Here is a 24405-nt window from a genome sequence, read left to right as displayed (position 1 = left end):
GAACGGGGCGGTGATGACCGCCCCGCCGTCCCTCGTGTCAGGCCACCGCCGCCTTCAGCGCCGACGCGATGCGCTTCAGCCCGGCCTCGAGGTCCCCCTTGATGTGGACCCGCAGCGCCCGCCGGCCGCGCTCGGCAAGCACCGCGAAATCGCCCCGCGCCTGCGCGGCCACCACGGTGGCGAAGCCGAGCTTCCGGCCGGGAATCGGCAGATCCTGGGTCGGATCCGCGGTGATCTGAAGGAACACGCCGCTATCCGGGCCGCCCTTGTAGGCCTGCCCCGTGGAATGCAGGAACCGCGGACCGAATTCCAGGCAGGTCGCCACCTTGCGCGCGTCGCGCACGGCGATCCGGGCCTCTTGAAGGATCGCCGCCGTCGTCGCGTCGCGCGGCACGTAGGCGAGGAGCCCCAGATAGTCGCCGTCCCTGAGTCGGGCGAGCTGCGCCTTGAGCGCGACCTCCAGGCCGTCGGACGCCTGCTTCAACCCGTCCGCATTCCGCGGATCGGCGTAGAGGGCGATCGCCTCGTCGGCGAAGAGGGGGTCCTCGGAGGGCAGGGCGCCGCTCGCCTCGGCCTCCGCGAACAGCTTCTTGGTCTCGACCTTGCTGGCCTCGACGTCGGGCTGGTCGAACGGGTTGATGCCGATCACCGCACCCGCCACCGCGGTCGCCATCTCCAGGCGATAGAACTCCTGCGGCAGTTGCTCCACCCGGTCGAGGGTGATGCGGGCGATCGGGTGGCCGTCCCGCTCCAGGGCGCGCAGGGCCTCGTCCTGCGCCGCCTCGGCGCCGCCGTCGAGACGCAGGTAGATGAAGAACCGGTCGTGACCGTAGACCGCCGGCACGCCGACCGGCTCCCCGTCGACCGGGACGAGACCCTTGCCCTGCTTGCCGGTCGATTCGGCGATCAGCTGCTCGGCCCAGGCACCGAAGCTGGCGATCGCCGGGGAGGCGACGATCGTCACCTTGTCGCGGCCCGCGAGCGCCGCCGCCCCCATGGCAGTCCCGAGCAGCACGCCCGGGTTCACGGCCGGCGGCACGGCCGGGCCGCAGGAACGGACCATGACGCGGGCCGTCTCCAGGAGCGCCTTGACGTCGAGGCCCATGGCGGCCGCCGGAACGAGGCCGAAGGCCGAGAGCACCGAGTAGCGCCCGCCGATCTGCTTCACCCCGTAGAAGATCTTCTTGAACCCATCCGCCTTGGCGGCGCGCTCCATGTCGGAGCCCGGATCGGTCACGGCCACGAAGTGGTCGCCGGCCCGGTCGCCGAGCACCGCCCTGGCGCGGGCCAGGAAGTAGTCGCGGAAGACGTTGGGCTCCAAAGTCGAGCCCGATTTCGACGCGACGATGAACAGCGTCCTGGCCAGGTCGACGCTCGCCTCCAGGGCACGGACCTGATCCGGGTGGGTCGAGTCGAGGATCTGGAGCTTCGGGAATCCCTCGCGCTGGCCGTAGGTGAGGCTCAGAACCTCCGGGCCGAGGCTCGATCCACCCATGCCCAGCACCACCGCGTCGGTGAAGCCTTCCGCCTTCACCCAGTCGGAGAAGGCGGCGTAATCGGCGGCCTTCTCCAGTTCCTCCTCGACGATGTGCAGCCAGCCCAGCCAGCTGGCCTCGTCATGGCCGGACCAGACCGAGGCGTCGCCCGCCCAGAGCCGGCGGATCGAACCGCTCGCGCGCCAGGATTCGACCGCCTTCTTCGCCTCGGCCGCGAGGGCGTCGTCCATGACGAGGCTCTGACCGTCGAGGCGCTGGCCGAGCAGGGCCGCGCGCTTGCCCGCGACCGCGCCGAGCAGGTTGTCGGCCGCGTCGATGAAGAGCTGCACGCCCTCGCGCACCAGCTGCTCGGCGATCGTCTCGATGTCGATGCCGGTCCTGGCGAGCTTGGCCATCACGGCCTCGGCGCCGGGCACGTCCTCCTCGATCGTCGCCCGCACGACGCCGTGGTCGCGGAACGCGTCCATGGTGGCGGGCGGCATGGTGTTGACGGTGTTCGGCCCGATCAGCTCCTCGACGTAGAGGACGTCGGAATAGGCCTTGTTCTTCACGCCCGTGGAGGCCCAGAGCAGCCGCTGCGCCTTCGCGCCCTTCTCGGCGAGCGCCGTCCACTTCGACTCGGCGAAGATGCGCCGGTAGCGCTGGTAGGCGAGCTTGGCGTTGGCGATCGCCACCTTGCCCTTGAGCTGCTCCAGGGCGAACTTCTCGTCGGGATCGTTCGCCTGGGCGATCTTCTCGTCGAGGAGCTTGTCGACCAGCACGTCGATGCGGCTGATGAAGAAGCTCGCGACGCTGGCGATCCGCGACACGTCGTGGCCGGCCTTCGACCGCGCGTCGAGGCCGTCGATGAAGGCGCGGGCCACCGCCTCGTAGGCTTCCTGCGAGAACAGCAGGGTGACGTTGATCGAGATGCCCTCGGCCGTAAGCTGCCGGATCGCCGGGATACCCTCCGGGGTGGCCGGCACCTTGACCATCAGGTTGTCGCGCGAGACCGCCTTGTGCAGGCGCCGCGCCTCGGTCAGCGTCGCCTCGGTGTCGAGGGCGAGGTAGGGCGAGACCTCCAGGCTCACGTAGCCGTCGGCGCCGTCGCTCGCCTCGTAGACCGGGCGGAGCACGTCGGCCGCCGCCTGGATGTCGGCGATGGCCAGACCCTCGTAGAGGTCGATGACGCGGCTGTCGCCGGTCGCCTGCACGGATTTGAGGCTGTCGTCGTACTCGTCCGAATGGCCAATCGCCTTCTCGAAGATCGACGGGTTCGAGGTGACGCCCCGCAGGCCATCCTCCTCGACGAGCCGCTTCAGCTCACCCTTCTGGACGAAGCCGCGGGCCACGAAGTCGAGCCAGACCGCCTGATCCTGTTCGTCGTGCAGGGCCTTGAGCGCGTTCATGTCGTATCCTCGTCTCACGTGCCGCTACTTGCCGGGCGCCCTCCCTTCCCCTGCGGGGGAGGTGGCCCTCGCGTCAGCGAGGGTCGGGCGAGGGGAGCCGGGCCTGGGGGAGGGGCGCGAGCCTCATGAAGGCCACCGCCTTCTTCCGCACCGTCGCTCCCCCTTGCGGGGTTTCGACCCGACCCTCTGGGGGCCACCCTCCCCTAGAGGGGAGGGAACCGTCGCGTATCCGCCGTTACCGCTTGTGCTTGGCCACCTGCGCCTTCGCGGCCTCCAGCACCTTCTCAGGGGTAAAACCGAACTTGGTCTGGAGATCCTTGATCGGCGCCGAAGCCCCGAAAGTGTGCATCCCGATGATCGCGCCCTCGGAGCCGGCGTAGCGGTCCCAGCCGATGACGCTGCCCTGCTCGACCGCCACCCGCGCCTTCACGGCGGGCGGCAGGACTGAGTCGCGGTAGGCCTCGTCCTGCCGCTCGAACAGGTCCCAGGACGGCATCGACACGACTCGGGCCTTCACGCCCTCGGCCTTCAGCGCCTCGTAGGCGCCGACGCAGAGCTGAACCTCGGAGCCGGAGGCCAGCAGGATGACGTCGGGCGTGCCGTCGCTCTCCGCCAGCACGTAGCCGCCCTTGGCGGTTCCGGAGGCGGCGCCGTACTTCGTTCGGTCGAGGGTCGGCAGGGGCTGGCGCGAGAGGGCGAGCACCGCCGGCTGGTTCTTGAGCGAGAAGATCACCCGGTAGGCCTCGGCGACCTCGTTGGCGTCGCCCGGCCTCAGCGTCACGAGGCCCGGGATGCAGCGTAGCGACAGGAGCTGCTCCACCGGCTGGTGGGTCGGTCCGTCCTCGCCGACGCCGATCGAATCGTGCGTGAAGATGTGGAAGATCGGCAGTTCCATCAGCGAGGCCAGCCGGACCGGCGGACGCATGTAGTCGGCAAAGACCAGGAAGGTCGCCCCGTAGGCCCGCAGCCCGGAGAGGCCCAGCCCGTTCACGATCGAGCCCATGGCGTGCTCGCGGACGCCGAAATGCAGGTTCCGCCCCCCCGGCGAGAACGGCCCGAAGGAGCCCGCGCCCTCGAAGGTCAGGTTCGACTTGTTGGACGGCGCCAGATCCGCCGAGCCGCCGAGCAGGAACGGCACGTGCTGGGCGATGGCATTGAGCACCTTGCCGGAGGATTCGCGGGTGGCCAGGCCCTTGGCGTCCGGCTCGAAGACCGGGATATCCCTGTCCCAGCCCTCCGGCAGGCGGCCCTCCAGCAGGGCGTCCAGGTCCTCGGCGTGGCCGGCATCCGCCTCCTTGGCCTGGGTCAGCAGGCCCTGCCACGCAGCGTGGAGGGCGGCGCCGCGCTTGCCGATGCCGTCGCGGAAGTTCTCCAGCACCCCGTCCGGCACCAGGAACTGCGCGTCCTCCGGCCAGCCATAGGCGCGCTTGGCGCCCTTGACCTCGTCCGGGCCCAGCGCGTCCGAGTGCGCCTTCGGGGTGCCCTGCTTGTTCGGCGCGCCGTAGCCGATCACCGACTTGACGATGATCAGCGTCGGCCGGTCGTTCGTGGCGAGAAACGTCTCGATGGAGCCCGCCAGCGCGTGCAGATCGTTGGCGTCGGCGACGCGCAGCACCTGCCAGCCATAGGCCAGGAACCGGGTCGCCACCTCCTCACCGAAGGCGAGTTCCGTGTGGCCCTCGATGGTGATGGTGTTGTCGTCGTAGATCCAGCAGAGGTTGGCGAGCCGCAGGTGGCCGGCGAGCGAGGCGGCCTCCGAGGCCACGCCCTCCATCAGGTCACCGTCCGAGCAGACGGCGTAGACGTTGTAGTCGAACAGCGCCAGGTTCGGCCGGTTGAGGTGCTGGCCGAGGAAGCGGCTGCCCATCGCCATGCCGACCGAGTTGGCCACGCCCTGGCCCAGCGGACCCGTTGTGGTCTCGACGCCGGTGGTGAAGTGGTATTCCGGATGGCCCGGGGTCCGGCTGTCGAGCTGGCGGAACTTCTTGATGTCCTCCAGCGACACCGCCGGGGCGTTGCCGCCGTCGTTCTCGGCGACGCCGGCGAGGTGCAGGAGCCCGTAGAGCAGCATCGAGGCGTGGCCGCAGGACAGGACGAACCGGTCGCGGTTCGGCCAGTGCGGATGCGCCGGATCGAAGCGCAGGTAGCGGTTCCAGAGGGTGTAGGCGACGGGCGCGAGGGCCATGGGCGCACCCGCATGGCCGGAATTGGCCTTCTGCACCGCGTCGATCGCCAGCGTGCGGATCGTGTTGATGCTGAGCGTATCGATCTCAGCCAGGGCCGCCTTGGCGGGAGTGTCAGCACCGCTCATGATTTTGCGTCTTCCAGTTCGCCTCTCGCGGTCCGCTTCGCGGCTTCGCGCTGCCGTAGGACGGCGGGAGGAGCTCCGTTGGCCTTACCACCCTGCCGATCCGCCGGCCCTTCGCCGCGCGTATAGCTGAGGAGCGTGTTGACGAGCGCGACATGCGTGAACGCCTGGGGGAAGTTACCCACAAGACGCTTGGCTTGCACGTCGTATTCCTCGCTGACGAGGCCGAGATCGTTGCAGATGCCGACGAGGCGCTCGATGATCGCCCGCGCCTCGTCCCGGCGTCCGAGGCCGATCAGGTTGTCCGCGTACCAGAACGTGCAGGGCAGGAACGCGCCCTCATTGCCCGACAGTCCGTCGGTCGTCTGCCCCTCCGTCTCGTAGCGGAGGATGAAGCCGTCGCGCATCAGCCCCTTGCCGATCGCCTCGACCGTACCGACCACCCGCGGATCGTCCTGCGGCAGGAAGCCGGTATGGGCGATCAGCAGCAGGCTCGCGTCGAGCGCCTTCGAGCCGTACGACTGGACGAAGCTGTTCAGGTCGGGATCGAACCCCTTTTCGCAGACCTCGGCGTGGATCGCGTCCCGGACTGCGCGCCAGCGCCTGGCGTGCTCCTCGGTGGCACCGGATTCGTGCATCTCGTGCATGCGCAGTGCCCGGTCGAACGCCACCCAGGCCATCACCTTCGAGTGCGTGAAGTGGCGCGGGCCGCCGCGCACCTCCCAAATCCCCTCGTCGGGCCGGCGCCACGCCTGCTCCAAGTGACCGAGTATCGCCAGCCCGACCCTCAACCCGTCCTTGCTCACCGGCAAGCCGCGGGCATGGGCCTGATAGAGCGCGTCGAACAGCTCGCCGTAGACGTCGAGCTGAAACTGGTTGGCCGCCGCGTTGCCGATGCGGACCGGCTTGGAATTCTCGTAGCCGGGCAGCCAGTCGAGCTCGATCTCCGGCAGCAGCCGCTCGCCGCCGATCCCGTAGAGGATATGCGCCTGCTCGGGGTTCCCGGCCACTGCCCGCTGCAGCCAGTCGAGCCAGTTGCGCGCCTCGTCGATGTAGCCGCCATCCATCAGGGCGATCAGCGTCAGCGTCGAGTCGCGCAGCCAGCAGTAGCGGTAGTCCCAGTTGCGCTCGCCGCCGAGTCCCTCCGGCAGGGAGGCGGTGGGCGCGGCCACGATGCCGCCGGTGGGCTCGTAGATCAGCGCCTTCAGGGTCAGCAGGGAGCGCTGAAGCATCCTGTCCCAGGCGGTCCCGCCGGCGCAGCGGCTCGACCAGTCGCACCAGTGCTGATCCGTCGCCTCGAGCGCCTTGCGGGGCTCGATCGCCACGGGATCGTCCTCGTGGGAGGGGCCGTAGCTCAGGACGAAGCGGTGCCGGTCCCCGGCATGGACCGTGAACTCGGCCACGGTCGTCTGCGCGTCGGAGCCCTTCAGGTGGACATCGGTGCGCAGCACCACCTTGTGGGGACCCGATACGGCCCGCAGGTCGCCGAGTTCCGAGCGGGACACCCACGGTACGGCCGAGCCGTAATCGAAGCGGACCGCCATCTCCATCCGCATGGCGACCCGCCCGTGCACGCCCTCGACGAGGCGCACGAGGTGCGATCCGTCGCCGACCGGCATGAAGTCGGTGACCAGCACCTCGCCCTGCCGGGTCGTGTGCCGGGTCTCGAGGACGAGGCTTCCCGGACGGTAGGACCGGCGGGTCTCGACGTGCTCGGCCTCGGGAAAGATCTTCCAGAAGCCGTGCGCCTCGGTCCCGAGCAGGTTGGTGAACAGGGCTGCCGCGTCGAAGCGCGGCCAGCACAGCCAGTCGACGCTGCCCTGCCGGCTGATCAGCGCGGCGCTGCGGCAATCCCCGACGAGCGCGTAATCCTCGATGCGTGCAGCCATCCGGTCCCGACTCCGGTCGGCGGCCGGCTGCCCGGACCGTCCGCTGCAACGCACCTAGGACGGCCGGTCGGGAGATCCAGAGGAACGCCGCCGGGACCGCGCGTTCCACCAGGCGGTGGCGGGAAGCGGGATGACAGCCGGGGCTCCGGGTCAGCCTGCGGTCAGCGCAGGCAGTCGGCGACCGCCAGGGACACCGTGCCCCGGACTGCCGCGGCGCCGGTCCGCACGAGGTCGGCCGCATCGCCCACGACCCGGGCGGCGGGCGCCAGGGTCTGGGCGACCGTGTCGGCGAAAGGCAGGGCCGGCTGCGGTACCGCCCCGTCCTCGACCGGCTCCGCGGTGTCGGCGTGCGCGGCGGCGAACGGATCGGCGGCGCGCTGCGGGGCCTCCGGGCATCGACGGCCCGGGCAGGGGCGGCGGCTCGCGACGGCCAGCCGCGGTGCCGCCCGGACCGGACCTCCGGCGTGGATTGCGGGGGCCTTCGGCGCCGAACCGTCGAGCGGGTAAGCTTCGGCGAAGGCCAGGGAGGCGGGCATGCGGCCCGGGACAGCCGGGCCGGTCGCCGCCCGCGCGAAGGCGGTCGGGGAGGCGGTCGGGGAGGCTGCCAGAGAGGGAGCTGTGACCGGTGCGGCCGCGAGGGAGGCCGTCGTGAGCGGATCCAGCTGCGCGAGCGGCGGCCGCGACTTCGGCGGGCTCGACGACGGGCAGTAGAGCGAGGCCACGCCCAGCAGGGCGACGACGCCCAGCGTCGGCAGGAACGGCATGGAGACGCGGCCGGTGCCGGCGTCCGTGAAGGCGGGCTGACCTGGCCTGCGCATCCGAATCACCGATCTCCCTGACCGCTCCGAGATCCGCAGGATGCGGCCAGCATTGCGGCGGAAGCTGGACCGTTTCTTTTCGCGCCGATTGCCGAATGCCGGCGTGAGACGGGATGAACACGGGACGGGATGGAACCGCGGGCGGGCTTCCCGGCACCTGCCGGCGGGGGGCATATCCCTTGCTTGGGTCCGGTGCTTCGGTTGGGATGCCCGAACCGGGCCGTCCGCCGCGATGATCCGCCCCGAACCGGGCTCAGATGACCGAAACCAACCTCACCGTCGCCGTGATCGATCCGAGCCGCGCCCGCGCGGCGATTCTGGAGGAGGGCCTGCGCGCGGCCGGCGTCGGCCGCGTCGTGGTCCTGCCGGACACCGCCGACCTGACGGAACGCGTGACCGCCCTGAAGCCCGACGTGGTCGTCATCCACCTGGAGAGCCCGAGCCGGGACATCCTCGAGCAGATGTCGGGCGTCTCGCGTCAGGTCGAGCGGCCGGTGGCGATGTTCGTCGACCGCTCGGACACGACCATGATGCAGGCCGCCGTCGATGCCGGGATCTCGGCCTACGTGGTCGACGGGCTGCGGGCGGAGCGGATCAAGTCGATCCTCGACATCGCGATCCTGCGCTTCAACGCCTTCGCGCGCCTCCAGCGCGAGCTCTCGGAGGCGCGTGGCGAACTCGCCGACCGCAAGCTGATCGAGCGGGCCAAGGGCATCCTGATGAGCCTGAAGGGCCTCTCCGAGGACGAGGCGTACAAGCAGCTGCGCCGGAAGGCCATGAACGAGAAGCGCAAGATCGCCGACATCGCCCGCGCCATCGTGACGACCGCGGATCTGCTCGGATGAGGCTCCAGCTCGGCTACGTCCCGCTCTGCGACGCCGCGCCCCTGATCGTCGCGCACGAATTCGGCTTCGCCCGCGCCGAAGGGCTGGATCTCGATCTGAGCGCTGAGCCGTCCTGGGCGACCCTGCGCGACCGTCTGGCACTCGGGCATCTCGACGGCGCCCACATGCTGGCGCCGCTGGCGCTCGCCAGCCGGTTCGCTCTGTCGGGGCCGCCCTCCGACCTGATCGTGCCGCTGCAGCTGAGCCGCGACGGCAACGCGATCACCCTGTCGCACGGCCTCTGGGCGGAGATGGAGCCCGCCGGCACGACGCTCGACGCGATCGCCCGCGCCTTCGCACGGGTGGCCCAGGTCCGGCGCGAGGCCGGTCGACCCCTGACGCTCGGCACCGTCCATCCCTTCTCGTGCCACACCTACCAGTTGAGGCTCTTCGCCGAGGCCGGCGGACTGGACCCGTCGGCGTTCCGCACCGTGGTGGTCCCGCCCCAGCACAGCGTCGAGGCCCTCGCGCGGAATCTCGTGGACGGCTTCTGCGCCGGCGCCCCGTGGAACGCGGTCGCGGCCGCGGCGGGCCATGGGCACGTCGCGGTGCTCGGGAGCCTGCTGGCTCCGGACGCACTCGAGAAGGTTCTGGCGGTGTCCGAGCGGCTCGACGGGGCCCTGCCGCCGCTGATCCGGGCGGTGGCCCGCGCCGGACGCTGGTGCGCCGATCCGGACAACCGGACGGAGCTGGTCCACCGCCTCATCCGGCGGAACTACCTCGACCTCGACGCGACGCTGGTCGGCGCGGCGTTCGCCCAGGACGCATCCGCGGAGACGACGGCCGGCGTGCACCTGAGGTTCGGCGCCGCCATCCAGGAGCCCGACCTGCGCTGCGGACGCTGGATCCTGCGGCAGATGCGGCTCTCCCAGCAGATCGCCGCGCCGGACGTTCAGGACGCGGGGGTCGCGACCGTCTTCCGGCCCGACCTGTATCGCCACGCGACGACGGATCTCTGAGGCCGAAAACAGCTCAAAACTTTCGTCATCGTCTCGCTGCGGCGGCCGGGAGAAGGCCGGAACGACGACCGGCCTCGCTCGTTATGATTCCGCCATGCCCGGATGCCGTAGACTCGATACTGGATCGTTGACGTCGCATCCGCGCACGCGGATCGAACTTCGACGCTATGTCTGTCGCGGAGGGCGGGTTCCCCGCGCCTGCAACGACAATCGCCGACCCGGCGCCAGGCATGCCTGGTACTGGGTCCTCGCGGTCGGCGCGGTACCGACGCTGGGTCTTCTGGCGGCTCTGTCCTCCCTGATCTGAGCGCTCACCCCTCCGAGTGCTCACCCCGCGCGGGGCAGGCGTTGCGGCGTGCGGTCTGCCCGCGCGGCCGCCAAGGCCTGCACCGGCCCGTGCCGCATGCCTGCGTGAACCTTCCGCAGCCTCCTCGCTCCCGAAACGCCTGCCCATAAAGCCAGTCTGACGCCCCTGGACTGATGTTTTGTCAGTCTGAAGCCTCATTTTTGTGCAGCGCACTTGTCGTCCCCGGCCGCCGCGCGGCCACGCGGCGACCGTCATTTTCCCGAACAACAGCAACGACTTCATCCTGACATGCCGGCGTGGCACAGAACCTGCTCGGGTCCTGAAGTCCGTCAACGGCGACGGGCAGCGCCGTCAGCGAGGCCGCTGATCCGGTTCTCCTGAGGCTGAAGCCCGCCGGGAGACGACCGGCAGCGGCTTTTTCGTGGGCGGTCCGCCGACGATCCTGCACTCGAGGTTCCAGACGCGATCGAGCGATGGCGACATCTTCTATCGACCTCCGCGTGCACGATGCACGCGCCGAGACCAGCCTCCCGCGCGAGAGGCTCGTCGTCATCGGCAACGGCATGGCCTCGCTGCGCTTCCTGGAGCGGCTGACCGAAGGCTGCCCCGATCGCTACGACGTCACCTGTGTGGGCGCCGAACCCCGGGCTGCCTACAACCGGGTCCTTCTCTCGTCGCTGCTCGGTGGCGAGGTCGACGAGGCGGCCTGCGAGTTCCGCGACCTGGACTGGTACGCCGCCCACGGCATCCGCCTGATCACCGGCGCACCGGTCACGGAGATCGACCGGGCGAACGCTCTGGTCGGAGTCGGTGAGACCCACGTCCTGCCCTACGACAAGCTGGTCCTGGCGGTGGGATCCGTACCGATCCGCCTGTCGAAGCCCGGCATAGACCTCCCGGGCGTCATCACGTTCCGCGACCTCGCCGACGTGGCGGCGATCCGGAGGGCTGCCGTCCAGCACGCCCGGGCGATCGTCATCGGCGGCGGTCTGCTCGGGCTTGAGGCCGCAGTCGGCCTCGCGCGCCTCGGCGTCGACACGACGCTGCTCCACGTCATGGACCGGCTCATGGAGCGCCAGCTCGACCACCACGCCGCCGGGCTGGTGAAGCGCGCCATGGAAGCCCGCGGCGTGAAGGTGATCCTTCAGGCCGACACCGCTCGGGTCGAGGGCGACGGCCGGGTCGAACGCCTCGTCCTGGCCGACGGAACCGTGCTCGCCGCCGACCTCGTCGTGATGTCGGTGGGCGTGCGTCCGTCGGTGGCGCTGGCCCAGGCGGCGGGCCTGTCGATCGGACGGGGCATCACGGTCGACGACCGGATGACCACCTCGGACCCGGGCATCTTCGCGCTCGGGGAATGCGCCGAGCATCGCGGCATGATCTACGGCTTGGTCGAGCCCGCCTACGAGCACGCCGACACGCTGGCGCGTCATCTCGCCGGACAGCCGGCCGAGTACCGGGGCACGGCCTTGTCCACCAGCCTCAAGGTGTCCGGCCTGCCCGTGTTCTCGGCGGGCATCGTCGACACGCCGGACGACGCCGAGGCGATCGTGCTCTCCGACCCCGGCGCCGGCCTCTACCGCAAGCTGCTGGTGCGGGAGGATCGGCTGATCGGCGCGGTGTTCGTCGGCGACATCGCCGAGCAGGGCGCCTGCAAGGGCCTGATCCGCTCCGGCGACCCCATCGAGAACGTGGACGACCTCATGTTCGGGCGCACCGCGCCCCAACCGCTGGCGGCTTAAGGAGGCACGGATGTCCGAGACCCTCACCCAGACCGGCGCGGGCGCCTTCGACGCCGAGCAGACGCGCTACCTCGAAGGCTTCGCCTCCGGCATCGCCGCCGTCCGCCTGACCGGCGGCCTCTCGACCGGCGGGGCCGGTGCGGCCGGGCCGCCCGCCGAGCCTACCGGGCCGGAGGCGTCCCACATCAAGGCGCAGGACCGGACCGTCAAGGACGGCGGCAAGCTCTGCGAGCAGGAGAAGTGGAAGCGGGCCGAAAATCCGTTCGACGGTCACAACCGGCTGATCCAGGAGGCGGCCGCCGGCAAGCAACCGAAGCCCGAGGACAATTTCCGCTGGCGCTACCATGGCCTGTTCTGGGTCGCGCCGAACCAGATGTCGTACATGTGCCGGATGCGCATCCCGAACGGGATCCTGCACCACTGGCAGTTCGCGGGCGTCGCCGACCTCGCCGATGAACACGGCGGCGGCTACGTCCACGTGACCACCCGGGCGAACCTGCAGGTCCGGGAGATCAGCCCCGAGCACGCCCAGCCCTTCCTCGACGGGCTCACCGATATCGGCCTCACGGCCCGGGGGGCGGGCGCCGACAATATCCGCAACGTCACCGGCTCCTCCACCGCCGGCATCGACGCGCAGGAGCTGCTGGACACGCGCCCGCTCGCCAAATCCTGGCACAACTGGATCCTCAACGACCGGTCGCTCTACGGCCTCCCGCGCAAGTTCAACGTCGCCTTCGACGGCAGCGGCGTGATGCCGACCCTGGAGGAGACCAACGACATCGGCTTCCAGGCCGTGGAGGTGCTGGACGGCGCATCCGTGCCACCGGGCATCTACATGCGCCTCGTGCTCGGCGGCATCTCGGGCCACCGCGATCTCGCCCGCGACACCGGCATCGTCCTGAAGCCGGAGGATTGCAACGCAGTCGCCGACGCGATCATCCGCGTGTTCATCGAGAACGGCGACCGGACCAACCGCAACAAGAGCCGGATGAAATACGTCCTCGACGCCTGGGGCTTCGACAAGTACCTCGCCGCCGTCGAGGCGAAGCTCGGCCGCACGCTCGACCGCGTCGCGCCGGAGCACGTGGCGCCGCGCAAGCCCACCGACCGCTTCGCCCATGTCGGCGTGCACGCCCAGAAGCAGCCGGGCCTCAACTGGATCGGCGTCGTCCTGCCGGTCGGCAAGATGACGAGCGATCAGGTCCGGGCGCTGGCCACGATCGCGGCCGAGTGCGGCGACGGCCAGATCCGCCTCACCGTCTGGCAGAACTTCATCTTCTCGGGCGTGCCGGACGCCAAGGTGGCGGAGGTCGAGTCGCGGGTCGAGGCGCTGGGCCTGACCACCAAGGCCGCCGGCATCCGCTCCGGCCTCGTGGCCTGCACGGGCGCGAGGGGCTGCAAGTTCGCCGCCTCCGACACCAAGGGCCACGCTCTGATCATCGCCGACCACATCGAGACGGCCCTGCCGAACCTCGACGTGCCGGTGAACGTCCACCTCACCGGCTGCCACCACAGCTGCGCCCAGCACTACATCGGCGACATCGGGCTGATCGGCGCCAAGGTGATCGTCTCGGAAGAGGGCGACACCGTCGAGGGCTACGACATCGTGGTCGGCGGCGGCTTCGCCGAGAACCCGAAGATCGGGACGGAGATCTGGAAGGCCGTCAAGGCCGAGGACGCCCCCTCCCGCGTCGAGGCGCTGCTGCGCGCCTACCTCGCCCGCCGCCAGGGGCCCGAGGAGAGCTTCCAGGCCTTCACCAGCCGCACCGGCGCGGAGGCGCTCCGCGACGCCGCCGAGGAACAGCCCGCCCTGAAGGCCGCCGCATGACCCAGCACGTCCCGCCGCCCCTCGTCCTGATCCCCGAGACCGCGCCCTTCGACGCCGACCAGCGGGCCTGGCTCTCGGGCTACTTCGCGGCTTTGCTGGGCCCCGCCGTCGGGGGCGCCACGGCACTCGCGCCCGGCGAGGCGCCGGCGACCGGCCCGAAGCTCGCCGACAACGACGACGCCCCCTGGCACGATCCCTCCGTTCCGATCGGCGAACGGATGGCGATGGCCAAGGACCGGCCCGAACCGCAGAAGCTGATGGCCGCCATGGCCCAGCAGGATTGCGGCCAATGCGGCTACAACTGCGCCGATTACGCCAACGCGATCTTCCTGAAGAGCGAAGCGCGCCTGAATCTTTGCCAGCCCGGTGGCAAGGAGACCCTGCGCATGCTCAAGAAGCTGGACGAGGAGTTCGGTGCCGCCGGCGGCACGCCCGCCTCCCCGAAGGCGGACGACGAAGCCCCGAGGGCGGCGGCCGATCTCGGTCCGCTCGGCTATTGCCGCGAGAACCCGGTGGAGGCGCTGTTCCTGTCCCGTCGCCGCCTCAACGATCCGGGCGGCGAGAAGGAGACGTGGCACGTCGAGATCGGGCTGGACGGCACGCCCATCCAGTACGACGTCGGAGACTCGCTCGGCCTGTTCCCCGCCAACGCCCCGGCGCTGGTGGACGCGGTGATCGCCGAGCTGGGAGCCCGTCCGGAGCGGGTGATCGGCGACAAGACCCTGCGCGAACACCTGTTGATCAACTACGCGTTGGGCGCGGCGCCCGACAATCTCTACCAGCTCCTGTCGCTGCTCACCTCGGGCGCGGCCCGCAAGAAGGCGCAGGCCCTGGCCTCCGGCGAGGATCCGGACGGCGACGCCGCCTATCTCGACGTGCTGGGCGCGCTCCACAAGTTCCCGGGGGCGCGGCCCGACGCCGAGGTCTTCCTCGAAGCCCTCGACGAGCTGCAGCCGCGCCTCTACTCGATCTCCTCCTCGCCCAAGATGGATGTCGGCCGCGTGGCGCTGACCGTGGACGCGGTGCGCTACAACCACCGCTCGCGACTGCGGCTCGGCGTCGCCTCGACCCATCTCGGCGAGCGCCTGCCCGAGCAGACCAAGGTGAAGGTCTACCTCCAGAAGGCGCACGGCTTCGGCCTGCCGGCCGACCTGTCGAAGGACGTGATCATGTGCGGCCCCGGCACCGGGATCGCGCCGTTCCGGGCCTTCCTGCGCGAGCGCGCCGCCACGCAGGCGAAGGGCCGCAACTGGCTGTTCTACGGCCACCAGCGGCAGGCCTCGGACTTCTTCTACAAGGACGAGCTGAACAGCCTGAAGGACGACAAGGTGCTCACCCGCCTGTCGCTGGCCTGGTCCCGGGACGGCAAGGAGAAGACCTACGTCCAGGACCGGATGCGCGAGAACGGCGCCGAGCTCTGGAAGTGGCTCGAGGGCGGCGCGCATTTCTATGTCTGCGGCGACGCCAAGCGCATGGCGAAGGATGTCGAGCGGGCGATCATCGACGTGGCCGCGCAGTTCGGCGGCAAGAGCCCCGAGGACGCGGTGGCCTACCTCGCCGCGCTCAGGAAGGCCGGGCGGTATCAGGCCGACGTGTACTGAACCGCAACGTGCTCTCCTCCCCTTTGTGGGGAGGAGCCGGAGGTGGGGTGGCGCTGGATGGGGCTCGGGCGGTGCCTTCTGCACCACCCCCACCCCGAACCCCTCCCCACAGGGGGGGGGAAGCGGCGGCGCGAAGCTTGCTCCTGCCCGGGACGACCCTTCGAGGATTCGAGCCATGACCCAGCCAGTGGCGGCGCCGACGGTGCGGACCACCTGCCCCTATTGCGGGGTCGGATGCGGCGTGCTCGCGACGCCGGACGGGCAGGGCGGCGCCGCGATCGCGGGCGACACCGAGCACCCGGCGAATTTCGGCCGCCTGTGCTCGAAGGGCTCGGCGCTGGGCGAGACCCTGTCGCTGGAGAACCGCCTGCTGCACCCGCAGGTCGACGGCGCACAGGTTTCGTGGGACGCGGCGCTCGAGACGGTGGCCGAGAAGCTGCGTGCGGTCGCCGCGGAGCACGGGCCGGACGCCATCGCCTTCTACCTCTCGGGCCAGCTCCTCACCGAGGATTACTACGTCGCCAACAAGCTCGCGAAGGGCTTCATCGGCACGCCGCACGTGGACACCAACTCCCGGCTGTGCATGTCAAGCGCGGTTGCGGCTCATCGCCGGGCCTTCGGCTCCGACACGGTCCCGGGCTGCTACGAGGATCTCGATGAGGCCGACCTGATCGTGCTGGTCGGCTCGAACACGGCGTGGTGCCACCCGATCCTGTTCCGCCGCATGGCCGACGCGAAGGAGCGCCGCGGCACCAAGTTCGTGGTCATCGACCCCCGCCGGACCCAGACTGCGCAGGAATCCGACCTGTTCCTCGGGATCCGGCCGGGCACCGACACCGCCCTGTTCTCGGGCCTGCTGGTCTACCTGTCCGACACCGGTTTTCGCGATCGCGCTTTCATCGATTCGCACACGGCCGGCCTCGACACCGCCCTCGACCGCGCCCGCCAGATCGCCCCGGACGTGACCGCGGTCGCCGCCGCGACGGGCGTGCCGGAGGCCGACATCGCGGCCTTCTACGCCCTGTTCGCCAGCACCCGCCGGGTGGTCACGGCCTTCTCGCAGGGGGTGAACCAGTCGGCTCAAGGGACCGACAAGGGCAACAGCATCATCAACTGCCACCTCATCACCGGCCGCATCGGCGAGACCGGGATGGGGCCGTTCTCCCTCACCGGACAGCCCAACGCCATGGGCGGGCGCGAGGTCGGGGGCTTGGCCAACATGCTGGCTGCCCACATGCACTTCAGCCCCGAGGAGGTGGACCGGGTGCGCCGCTACTGGGGCGCCCCGCGGATCGTCACCGGCGAGGGCATGAAGGCGGTGGCCCTGTTCGAGGCGGTCAGCCGGGGCAAGATCAGGGCCCTCTGGGTGATGGGCACGAACCCCCTGGTCTCGATGCCGCGGGCCGACGCGATCCGCGAGTCCCTCGCCGGCCTCGACCTCTACGTGGTGTCCGAGGCGGTTGCGGATTCCGACACGGCCCAGGGCCGGGCCAGGACCACCGTGCTGCTGCCCGCCCAGGCCTGGGGCGAGAAGGACGGCACGGTCACCAATTCCGAGCGGCGGATCACGCGCCAGCGCCGCTTCCTCGCGAGCCCCGGGGAGGCCCGGCCGGACTGGGCGGCGCTGGCGGAGGTCGGCCGCCGCCTCGGGCACGGCCGGGCCTTCGCGTTCGACTCCGCCGCGGCGATCTTCCGCGAGCATGCCGGGCTCTCGGCCTACGAGAACAACGGCACGCGCGACTTCGACCTCGGGGCCCTGACCGATCTCAGCGATGCCGCCTACGACGCCGCCCCGCCGGTGCAGTGGCCTCTGCCGAAGCGCTCCGGCTTCCGAGGGGGGCAACAGGGCAGGGCGCGCCTGTTCGGGGACGGCCGGTTCTACACCTTCGACCGGCGCGCCCGCTTCGTGGCGGTGCAGCCGCCGGGCCTCGCCCAGGCGGTCTCGGAGGCATTCCCCTTCGTGCTGAACACCGGCCGGGTCCGCGACCACTGGCACACGATGACCCGCACCGGGAAGAGCCAGCGCCTGTCGGCGCACCGGGCCGTTCCGTTCGTGGAGGTTCACCCGGAGGACGCCGCCGCCCAGGGCCTCACCGACGGCGGCCTCGCCCGGGTGACGACCGCGCACGGCGAGGCCGAACTGGAGGTGACGGTCACCGACGCGGTGGTGCCGGGCAGCCTGTTCATGCCGATGCACTGGGGCGGCGCCTTCGCGTCGAAGGCCCGGGTCGGCGCCCTGGTGCGGGGCATGCCGGACCCGGTATCCGGCCAGCCCGAGCTGAAGGCGACGCCGGCTTCCATCGCGTCGGTCGCCTACCGGGCCCGGGGCTTCCTGCTGTCGCGGCGGCAGGTGGCGCTGCCGGACGGCTGGTGGTGGGCGCGGGCGGCGGTCACGGGGGGCTGGGGCCTGCAATTCGCCACGGATGCGAGTTCCCGCGGCGTCGCGCTGATGGTCCGTGGCCTGATCCAGAGCGCGGCGCTGCCGGGCTGCGACTTGGCCGAGTACGCCGACCATGCCCGGGACCGCTACCGCTGCGCCGTGTACGACGGCACACGGCTGGTCGCCTGCCTCGCCTACGCACCCGCGGAGGCGAGGCCCGACTGGGAGGCCGCCAAAATCCTGTTCGCCACCGAGGCGCCGGAGGCCGCCGAGCGCCGGGCGCTGCTCTCGGGTCGCGCCGCCACGGCCTCGGCCGGTCCAGTGGTCTGCGCCTGCCACGGCGTCGGCGCCGACGTGATCGCTTCGACCATCGCCGGGGGGGCAGGCTCCGTGGAGGCCGTGGGCGCCGGTTGCAAGGCCGGCACGAATTGCGGTTCGTGCATCCCAGAGATCCGCAAGATGCTGGCCGGTCAGACAGCCTGCGCCGCCTGATTTCTGATACACTCCCGGCAGAAGACAGACCGGCGTCGCCATCCAGATCCCTTCCGGATGAGGGGGTTCGGGGGAACGAGCCGGAGCAGGACGATTCAGGACGCACCCGTGACCGATACACCCCTGCGCGCCGCCCGCGCGCCCCGCGAGACCAAGGCCGCTGGCCTGGAGCCGCTGGCGGTGCTGCCCGTCTTCGTGCCCCTGCGCGGCAAGCGGGTGGTGCTCGCCGGCTCGTCCGGCGGTGCCCCCTGGAAGGTGAAGGTCCTCGCCGCGGCCGGCGCCCATGTCGACGTCTACGCCCCCGAGCCCGGCGAGGAGCTGCGCGGGGTGCCGGGCGAGATCGTCGACGGGCAGGTGATCCTGCACGAACGCTCCTGGACCCCCGACGACCTCTGGGGCGCGGCCTTCTGCATCGGCGCCTTGGAGGACGAGGCGGAGTGCGTCGCCTTCGTGGCCGCCGCCCGCGGGGCCGGCGCCATCGTCAACGCGGTGGACCGGCCGCACCTGTGCGACGTGAAGTTCGGTGCCATCGTCAACCGCTCGCCGCTCGTGGTCGGCATCTCCACGGAGGGCGCCGCCCCGGTCTTCGGACAGACCGTGCGCGCCCGGATCGAGGCGATGCTGCCGCGGGGGTTCAGTCGCTGGGTCGCGGCGGCCCGCGACTGGCGCGACGGCGTCACGGCCCGCTTCCATGGATTTTCCGAACGGCGCATCTTCTGGGAACGCTTCACAGACCGCGCCTTCGCGGAGCCCGACCGGGCGCCGTCCGAATCGGATCTCGCGGAGCTGCTCGGCGAGACGGAAGCCGCGCCCAGGGGCGGCGCGGTCACCCTGGTCGGGGCCGGTCCCGGCGACGCCGAGCTTCTGACCCTGAAGGCGCTGCGGGCGCTGCGCAGCGCCGACGTGATCCTGTACGACGACCTCGTCGCCCCCGAGATCCTGGATTACGCCCGCCGCGAGGCCCGCACCATGCTGGTGGGCAAGACCGGACACGGCCCGTCCTGCCGCCAGGACGACATCAACGCGCTGATGGTTCAGCTCGCGCGCTCGGGCAAGCAGGTGGTGCGGCTGAAATCCGGCGATCCGCTGGTCTTCGGCCGGGCCGGCGAAGAGATCGAGGCCTGCCGGACCGCCGGCATCCCGGTCACCGTGGTGCCGGGGATCTCGGCCGCGCAGGGAGCGGCGGCGGCCCTCGGCGTGTCGCTGACGCACCGCGACGCGGCGCGGCGCCTCCAGTTCGTCACCGGGCACGACCGCAGGGGGGCGCTGCCGGACGACCTGAACTGGGGGGCGCTCGCCGATCCGAGCGTGACGACCGTCGTCTACATGCCCAAGCGGACCCTGCGCGCGCTCCTCGCCCGCGCGGTCGAGGAGGGGCTGGCACCCCAGACCCCGGCGCTGCTGGTGTTCAACGCCACCCGCCCGAACCAGCAGGCCCTGCGCGGTACGGCCGCCGACCTCGCCGACCGCGTCGAGGCGGCGGGCCTCGACGGCCCGGCGCTCCTGATGGTGGGTGAGGCGTTTTCCGAGACGCGGCGGGCCGTCCAGGCCGAGGTCGAGCGAAGCCGCGTGGCGGTCTGACCGGGGGTCCGGAAGCACCTGCTCCGCCCTCACGCACGATCCGAAGCGGTCCAGGGCGGCGCGATGCCCGGGAGCGCGGTCGCGCGGCGGTTGAAGGGCCCGGCCAACACGGTGACCGCGCCGCACACGCACCCCAAGCCCCTGACGGTCCTCGCAGGGTCCGTCCACCACGCGCACGGGCGCAACCGGACAAGGCTGAGGGTTCGGCGCTGAGGGCGGGGGCTTCGTCGACCGCCCCGAGGACATATGCCGCACTCGCTCCGGACGACCGACGCGCCGGCGGCGCGTCCGGTCGACGGCTCCGGCCCGTTCGGGCGCGGGCTAGCCCGGCTCGCCGCTCAGGATCAAGTTTCCCCGGCCACGAACGCCCGCATCAGGTAATTGGCGATCGCCATGGGCGGCGGTGCCTGGATACCTTCGGGATGCGTGCCCTCCAGCATGGCGGCGACCTCGGTCCGGGTGAACCAGCGGGCATCCTCCAGCTCGCTCGGATCGGTGACGATGGCGTCGTCGAGACCCTCGGCGGCGCAGCCGAGCATCAGCGAGGACGGGAAGGGCCAGGGCTGCGACGTCCGGTAGGTGACCGCGCCGACGCGGATCCGCGTCTCCTCGAACACCTCCCGGCGCACCGCGTCCTCGATCGTCTCGCCGGGCTCGAGGAAGCCCGCGAGGCAGGAGTACATGTGCGGCCGGAAGTGCGGGCCGCGGCCGAGCAGGCAGGAATCGGCCCGGCGCACCAGCATGATGACCACCGGATCCACGCGGGGGAAATGGTGGGCCGAGCAGCTGGGGCACTCGCGCCGGAAGCCGCCGGCCTTCGCCACGGTGGCCGTGCCGCAGGCGGCGCAGAAGCCGTGGCGGGCGTGCCAGTCGAGCATCGACTTGGCAACCGCCAGCAGGCCGAGTTCCTCGGGCTCCACGGCGGATTCGGTCGCGATCGACCGCAGGTCGAGGGTGCGGGACCGGTCGTCGGAGAACCGCTCGGCGGTCTCGGCGGGCGCGGCGGCGGCGAAGACCGGGCATCCGTCCCGGCGGCCGAGGAAGATGCGGGTCCCGTCCGTGGCGCCGGCAGCGTCCGCGGGGGCGATCAGCGCGGTCGGTCCGCGCAGCACGATCCGGTCGCCGCAGATCAGGACGAGGCGGGTGTCCGGCGCATCGAAGGGGGGCACAGCCTCCTCGGGCTGCTCGGCCGAGTGCCGGTCGAGGCGGTTCCTGACGAAGCCGAGGGTGTCGCGGGGATCGGTCATGCGAGGGTCAGGCCGCGGTGAAGAGGGCACCGGCGCGCTCCAGGAGCTGGGCGCGGGCGTGGGGCGGGTAGGGCTTGCGCGTCTCGAAGCCCCAGACCGGGCCGGGCCAAGCGGGGTCCGAGCGGAAGCGGCCGACCACGTGGACGTGGAGCTGCGCCACCACGTTGCCGAGGGCGGCGACGTTCACCTTGTCGGGCTTTGCCAGAGCCTGCATCACGCGCGTCGCGAGCTGCATCTCCTGCCACAGGGCCGCGGCATCGGCCTCGGACAGGTCGGTGATCTCGCTGACTTCGGGGCGGCGCGGCACCAGGATCAGCCAGGGGAACCGGGCATCGTCCATCAGCAGCACGCGGCACAGGGCGAGGTCGCCGACCTCGACGGTGTCGGCGGCCAGGCGCGGGTCGAGGGTGAAATCCGAGTCGCTCATCGCGCACCGGTTTAGCGCAGCTCGCGCGCCGGCGCGCGGTCCGGCGTCGGGAACGGTGACGCAGCCCGAGCCGCCGGGATCAGAGGCCCGGGACGACCCCCCGGCGGCCCACCGCGACCGTTCCGGCGTCGAGGGCGCCGTCCCCGTCCGAGCGCGCGAACACCGTCACGGCGGCGCCGGGTTCGAGCAGCGCCTTCTCGCCGGGCGAGAGCTGGGTCACCGGGGTGCCGGCGGGGATCTCGAAGGCCGACTGACCGTCGCGATAGGCGAGCGCCAGCCGCAGCGGGGTGCCGGCCCGCAGATCGGAGACCCAGCCGGCCGTCAGCGTCGCGCCGGGCTCGCTGTCCCAGGGCTGGCTGCCCGCCTCGAAGCCCCGTTCGGAGGGGGAGTACAGCGTCACCGCCCGGGCACGCCGCGGCTCCGAGCCGGGCATGCCGACCACGCTGACGTAGCTCTCCGGCTTGATGGCCCGCACGGTCGCCTCGTTGACGGCATAGACGCGGGTCTTCGGCGTCATCCGCATCGCGAGGGTGCTGCCGCTGGGCCGCCGGATCTCGAGGCGGTCGGCTTCGGCGCGCACGACGGTTCCCCGGAAACGCACCTGCACCGGCTCCGCCTGGACGGCGCAGGTGGCAGACATCGACAGCAGGGCGGCCAGAAGTAGACGTTTCACGGGGCTCGTCACGGGGCTCCTCGTCGCTCGGGTCCGGGTGCCGAACGCCAAGCTGGCGCCGCGGTTCCCGCGCCCCCGAGGCCGGCAGGCCGGCCATCGCGGGTGCGCCCCCGTCAATGCGCCATGAGCACCGGCATGTCGGCCTGGGCGAGCACGTGGCTGGTGACGCCGCCGAAGATCATCTGCCGCAGGCGGCTCTGGGTGTAGGCGCCCTTGATCAGCAGGTCGCAGCCGAAGGCCTTGGCCTCGGCCAGGAACGTCTCGCCGGGGACGCGCCGGCCCGACGGCAGGGCCCGGTACGTCGCGTCCACGCCCTCGCAGGCGAGCGCCTGGGCGAGATCCTGTGCGGTCGGGCCCGGCACCATGCCGCCCTCCACGCTCAGCACCAGCACCCGCTCGGCCCGGCGCAGGAACGGCATGGCGAAGGCCACGGCCCGGGCGGTCTCGGTGGATCCGTTCCAGGCGATCAGCACCGCCGTGCCGAGGCTCGCGGGCGGCTCCGGCGGCGCGAGCAGGATCGGCCGGCCGCTCTCGAACAGGGCGGTCTCGAAGGTGGTCATGCGCGGCGCGTTGTCGGTGGTGCCCGGGCGTCCCACCACGGTGGCCGAGAACAGCCGGGCGTACTGGCCCAGGAACGCGTCGCCCGTGGGCACGTCCTGGCGCCAGCGGTAGCGTGGGCCCGCATCGGCCACCCGGTCCGGTATGCACAGGCCGTCGCGGGCGTGGCGTGGGATGCCGGCCGCGTCCATGAACGCGACGAAGCGGCCGCCCGCTTCCTCGGCCTCGGCCCGGTCGGCCTCCTCGTCCCGCAGCCACGTCATGCCGCCGACCATGTCGACGGGGACGTATTCAGCCAGCGCCGGGCGCAGGGAGACGCCCTCGATCAGGCTGCCGAAGCGCGCCGCCGCCAGCCGCGTTGTCTCGAAGACGGAGGGCAGGGCATCGTGCATCGCGACGGGTACGAGCAGGGTCTTCATGGCGGCGTCCTCCTCGCCCGCAGGCTAATCCGGGCGGCGCCCCTGGGGAACCGGGGAAGCGGCCGCGCCCACACGGTTTTGCCCGCCGCCCGGAGCGAGCAGGGCCCGGGCCCGACGGGTCAGGGGCCGCTCCACCCAGCGGTGGACCAAGAGGGCGGCCGCGACGCTCGCCAGCAGCATCAGCACCATGCCGGTCCAGGGGTGCGCGGCCGGAGCGAGGCCGAACCGGAGCAGGGCCTCCCGCACGAGGCGCAGGGCGAAGGGATGCACGAGGTAGAGGGCGTAGGACGCGTCCCCGAGGACCACGAGGCCGCGCACCGGGGCGGGCAGCCGCGCGACCTGCCCCGCGGCGCGCTCCGGCCCGAGGGCGGCGGCCACCAGCAGGGCCGCCGGCACGCCGACGAGGAGCGGGCGCAGGAACCCGTCGGCGCCGTCGAGGCCCGCCAGGGTGCGGGCCGAGAGCAGCAGGCCGAGGGCGCCGAGGATCGCCGACGCGATCCGGATTGCCGCCGACGGCCGGAAGCCCTCCCGGTAGGCGAGGGCGAGCCCGGCGCCGGCGGCGAACTCGAGGACGATCGGATCCGCCCAGAAGCGGAGCGGCACGGGCAGGTCCGCCGCGACGGCCCCGGCGGCCACGAGGAGCGTCAGGACCGCGACCAGCCACGCGACGGCCCCGCGCCGGCCGAAGCCCAGGCCGAGGGCGAAGAGGACGTAGAAGAACGCCTCGTAGTTCAGGGTCCAGCCCAGGCCGTAGAGCGGCTGGACGGTGCCGTCCGGCCGGGCCGACGGCCAGAACAGGAACCCGGCCAGCAGCGCACCGGGATCGTGCACGAGGCGCGCGGCGTCCCCGAGGAGTTCGGGGCGCGCCAGCGCGAGGATCAGGAACAGGAGGCTGACCAGCCAGTAGAGTGGCGCGATGCGGGCGATGCGGTGGGCGAGGAACCGCTTTTGGCCGCCCGGGATCCCGGACAGGCGGCCGCTCGCGTGGACGATGACGAGGCCGGAGATCACGAAGAACAGGTCGACGCCGCCCCACCAGGGCAGGAGCGCGTGGGGATCGAGGGCCGCCCCGGCCCCGCGGCTCGCCAGCAGCTCCGCCTCGTGCCGCGCGTGGTGCCACGCCACCATCAGGGCGGCGACGGCACGCAGGATCTGGATTCCGACGAGGATCATGGGGCGGCCGTGCCGGCCGGCCGGCTTCCCCCGTTCCGGACTTGCTGTCGGACCTCGCGCCGGACTTGGCGCCGGACTCGGCGCCCGCGGGAAGGCCCTTGGCGCGCCGGCCAATCGGGATCCGGGGCTCCCCTGCGTGAGTCCGGGGCGGTGGCGCGGCGGCGTTCGGAACGGCCCGGGGCCGGGCGCCCATCGGCGGGTTTCGGCCGGCGGCGCGCGGCCCCGCCGTTCGGTC

General features: G+C 71.7%; 16 protein-coding genes. 7 read left to right on the top strand and 9 right to left on the bottom strand.

Annotated elements, in window-relative coordinates:
- Positions 1-37 precede the first annotated feature (37 nt).
- From MFF58_RS11895 to MFF58_RS11880, 4 genes are all read right to left on the bottom strand, one after another.
- A complete protein-coding gene (locus MFF58_RS11895; protein ID WP_238287562.1) occupies positions 38-2884 on the bottom strand; it encodes a bifunctional transaldolase/phosoglucose isomerase in 2847 nt (948 codons plus the stop codon).
- 235 nt (positions 2885-3119) lie between these two features.
- Positions 3120-5195 carry a transketolase gene (tkt, locus tag MFF58_RS11890; RefSeq protein ID WP_238287561.1) on the bottom strand — a complete coding sequence of 692 codons (2076 nt, stop codon included), beginning with the start codon at positions 5193-5195 and terminating at the stop codon, positions 3120-3122.
- Positions 5192-7081 carry a glycoside hydrolase family 15 protein gene (locus MFF58_RS11885; RefSeq protein WP_238287558.1) on the bottom strand — a complete coding sequence of 630 codons (1890 nt, stop codon included), beginning with the start codon at positions 7079-7081 and terminating at the stop codon, positions 5192-5194. Before MFF58_RS11885 ends, tkt begins: the two co-directional genes overlap by 4 nt.
- A gap of 161 nt (positions 7082-7242) precedes the next feature.
- Positions 7243-7899, bottom strand: a complete 657-nt coding sequence (locus MFF58_RS11880) for a hypothetical protein (protein ID WP_238287556.1) — start codon at positions 7897-7899, stop codon at positions 7243-7245.
- A 257-nt stretch (positions 7900-8156) separates the two neighbouring features.
- Between MFF58_RS11880 and MFF58_RS11875 the strand changes: the two genes are divergently transcribed.
- The 7 genes from MFF58_RS11875 to cysG all read left to right on the top strand — a co-directional run bounded on the left by MFF58_RS11875 (position 8157) and on the right by cysG (position 19673).
- On the top strand, positions 8157-8744 hold the full coding sequence (locus tag MFF58_RS11875) for an ANTAR domain-containing response regulator (protein WP_238287555.1): 588 nt from the start codon (positions 8157-8159) through the stop codon (positions 8742-8744).
- Positions 8741-9742, top strand: coding sequence for a CmpA/NrtA family ABC transporter substrate-binding protein (locus tag MFF58_RS11870; protein WP_238287554.1), 1002 nt, complete (start codon positions 8741-8743; stop codon positions 9740-9742). The genes MFF58_RS11875 and MFF58_RS11870 overlap by 4 nt, the downstream gene beginning before the upstream one ends.
- Positions 9743-10522: 780 nt before the next feature.
- Positions 10523-11791, top strand: coding sequence for an NAD(P)/FAD-dependent oxidoreductase (locus MFF58_RS11865; protein ID WP_238287553.1), 1269 nt, complete (start codon positions 10523-10525; stop codon positions 11789-11791).
- A gap of 10 nt (positions 11792-11801) precedes the next feature.
- Entirely contained in the window at positions 11802-13619 is a 1818-nt protein-coding gene (locus MFF58_RS11860) for a NirA family protein (RefSeq protein WP_238287552.1), read from the top strand.
- Entirely contained in the window at positions 13616-15220 is a 1605-nt protein-coding gene (locus tag MFF58_RS11855) for a sulfite reductase subunit alpha (protein ID WP_238287551.1), read from the top strand. The genes MFF58_RS11860 and MFF58_RS11855 overlap by 4 nt, the downstream gene beginning before the upstream one ends.
- A gap of 175 nt (positions 15221-15395) precedes the next feature.
- Entirely contained in the window at positions 15396-18092 is a 2697-nt protein-coding gene (locus tag MFF58_RS11850; RefSeq protein ID WP_238287549.1) for a nitrate reductase, read from the top strand.
- A 108-nt stretch (positions 18093-18200) separates the two neighbouring features.
- Entirely contained in the window at positions 18201-19673 is a 1473-nt protein-coding gene (gene cysG, locus MFF58_RS11845) for a siroheme synthase CysG (protein ID WP_238287540.1), read from the top strand.
- 344 nt (positions 19674-20017) lie between these two features.
- On the opposite strand, the gene nudC is transcribed toward cysG, so the two are convergent.
- The 5 genes from nudC to MFF58_RS11820 form a co-directional block, all read right to left on the bottom strand.
- The gene (nudC, locus tag MFF58_RS11840) at positions 20018-20920 is read right to left on the bottom strand and encodes an NAD(+) diphosphatase (protein ID WP_238287538.1); all 903 of its coding nucleotides are present in this window, start codon (positions 20918-20920) and stop codon (positions 20018-20020) included.
- A 7-nt stretch (positions 20921-20927) separates the two neighbouring features.
- Positions 20928-21347, bottom strand: coding sequence for an HIT domain-containing protein (locus MFF58_RS11835; RefSeq protein ID WP_238287529.1), 420 nt, complete (start codon positions 21345-21347; stop codon positions 20928-20930).
- 79 nt (positions 21348-21426) lie between these two features.
- Positions 21427-22032, bottom strand: a complete 606-nt coding sequence (locus MFF58_RS11830) for a hypothetical protein (RefSeq protein WP_238287527.1) — start codon at positions 22030-22032, stop codon at positions 21427-21429.
- A 101-nt stretch (positions 22033-22133) separates the two neighbouring features.
- Positions 22134-22997, bottom strand: coding sequence for a universal stress protein (locus tag MFF58_RS11825; protein ID WP_238287525.1), 864 nt, complete (start codon positions 22995-22997; stop codon positions 22134-22136).
- 24 nt (positions 22998-23021) lie between these two features.
- Entirely contained in the window at positions 23022-24170 is a 1149-nt protein-coding gene (locus tag MFF58_RS11820) for an acyltransferase family protein (protein WP_238287523.1), read from the bottom strand.
- Positions 24171-24405: the final 235 nt, after the last annotated feature.

Source organism: Methylobacterium longum (assembly GCF_022179385.1).
Lineage (GTDB): Bacteria > Pseudomonadota > Alphaproteobacteria > Rhizobiales > Beijerinckiaceae > Methylobacterium > Methylobacterium longum.
This window is presented reverse-complemented; position numbering and strand designations above follow the sequence as displayed.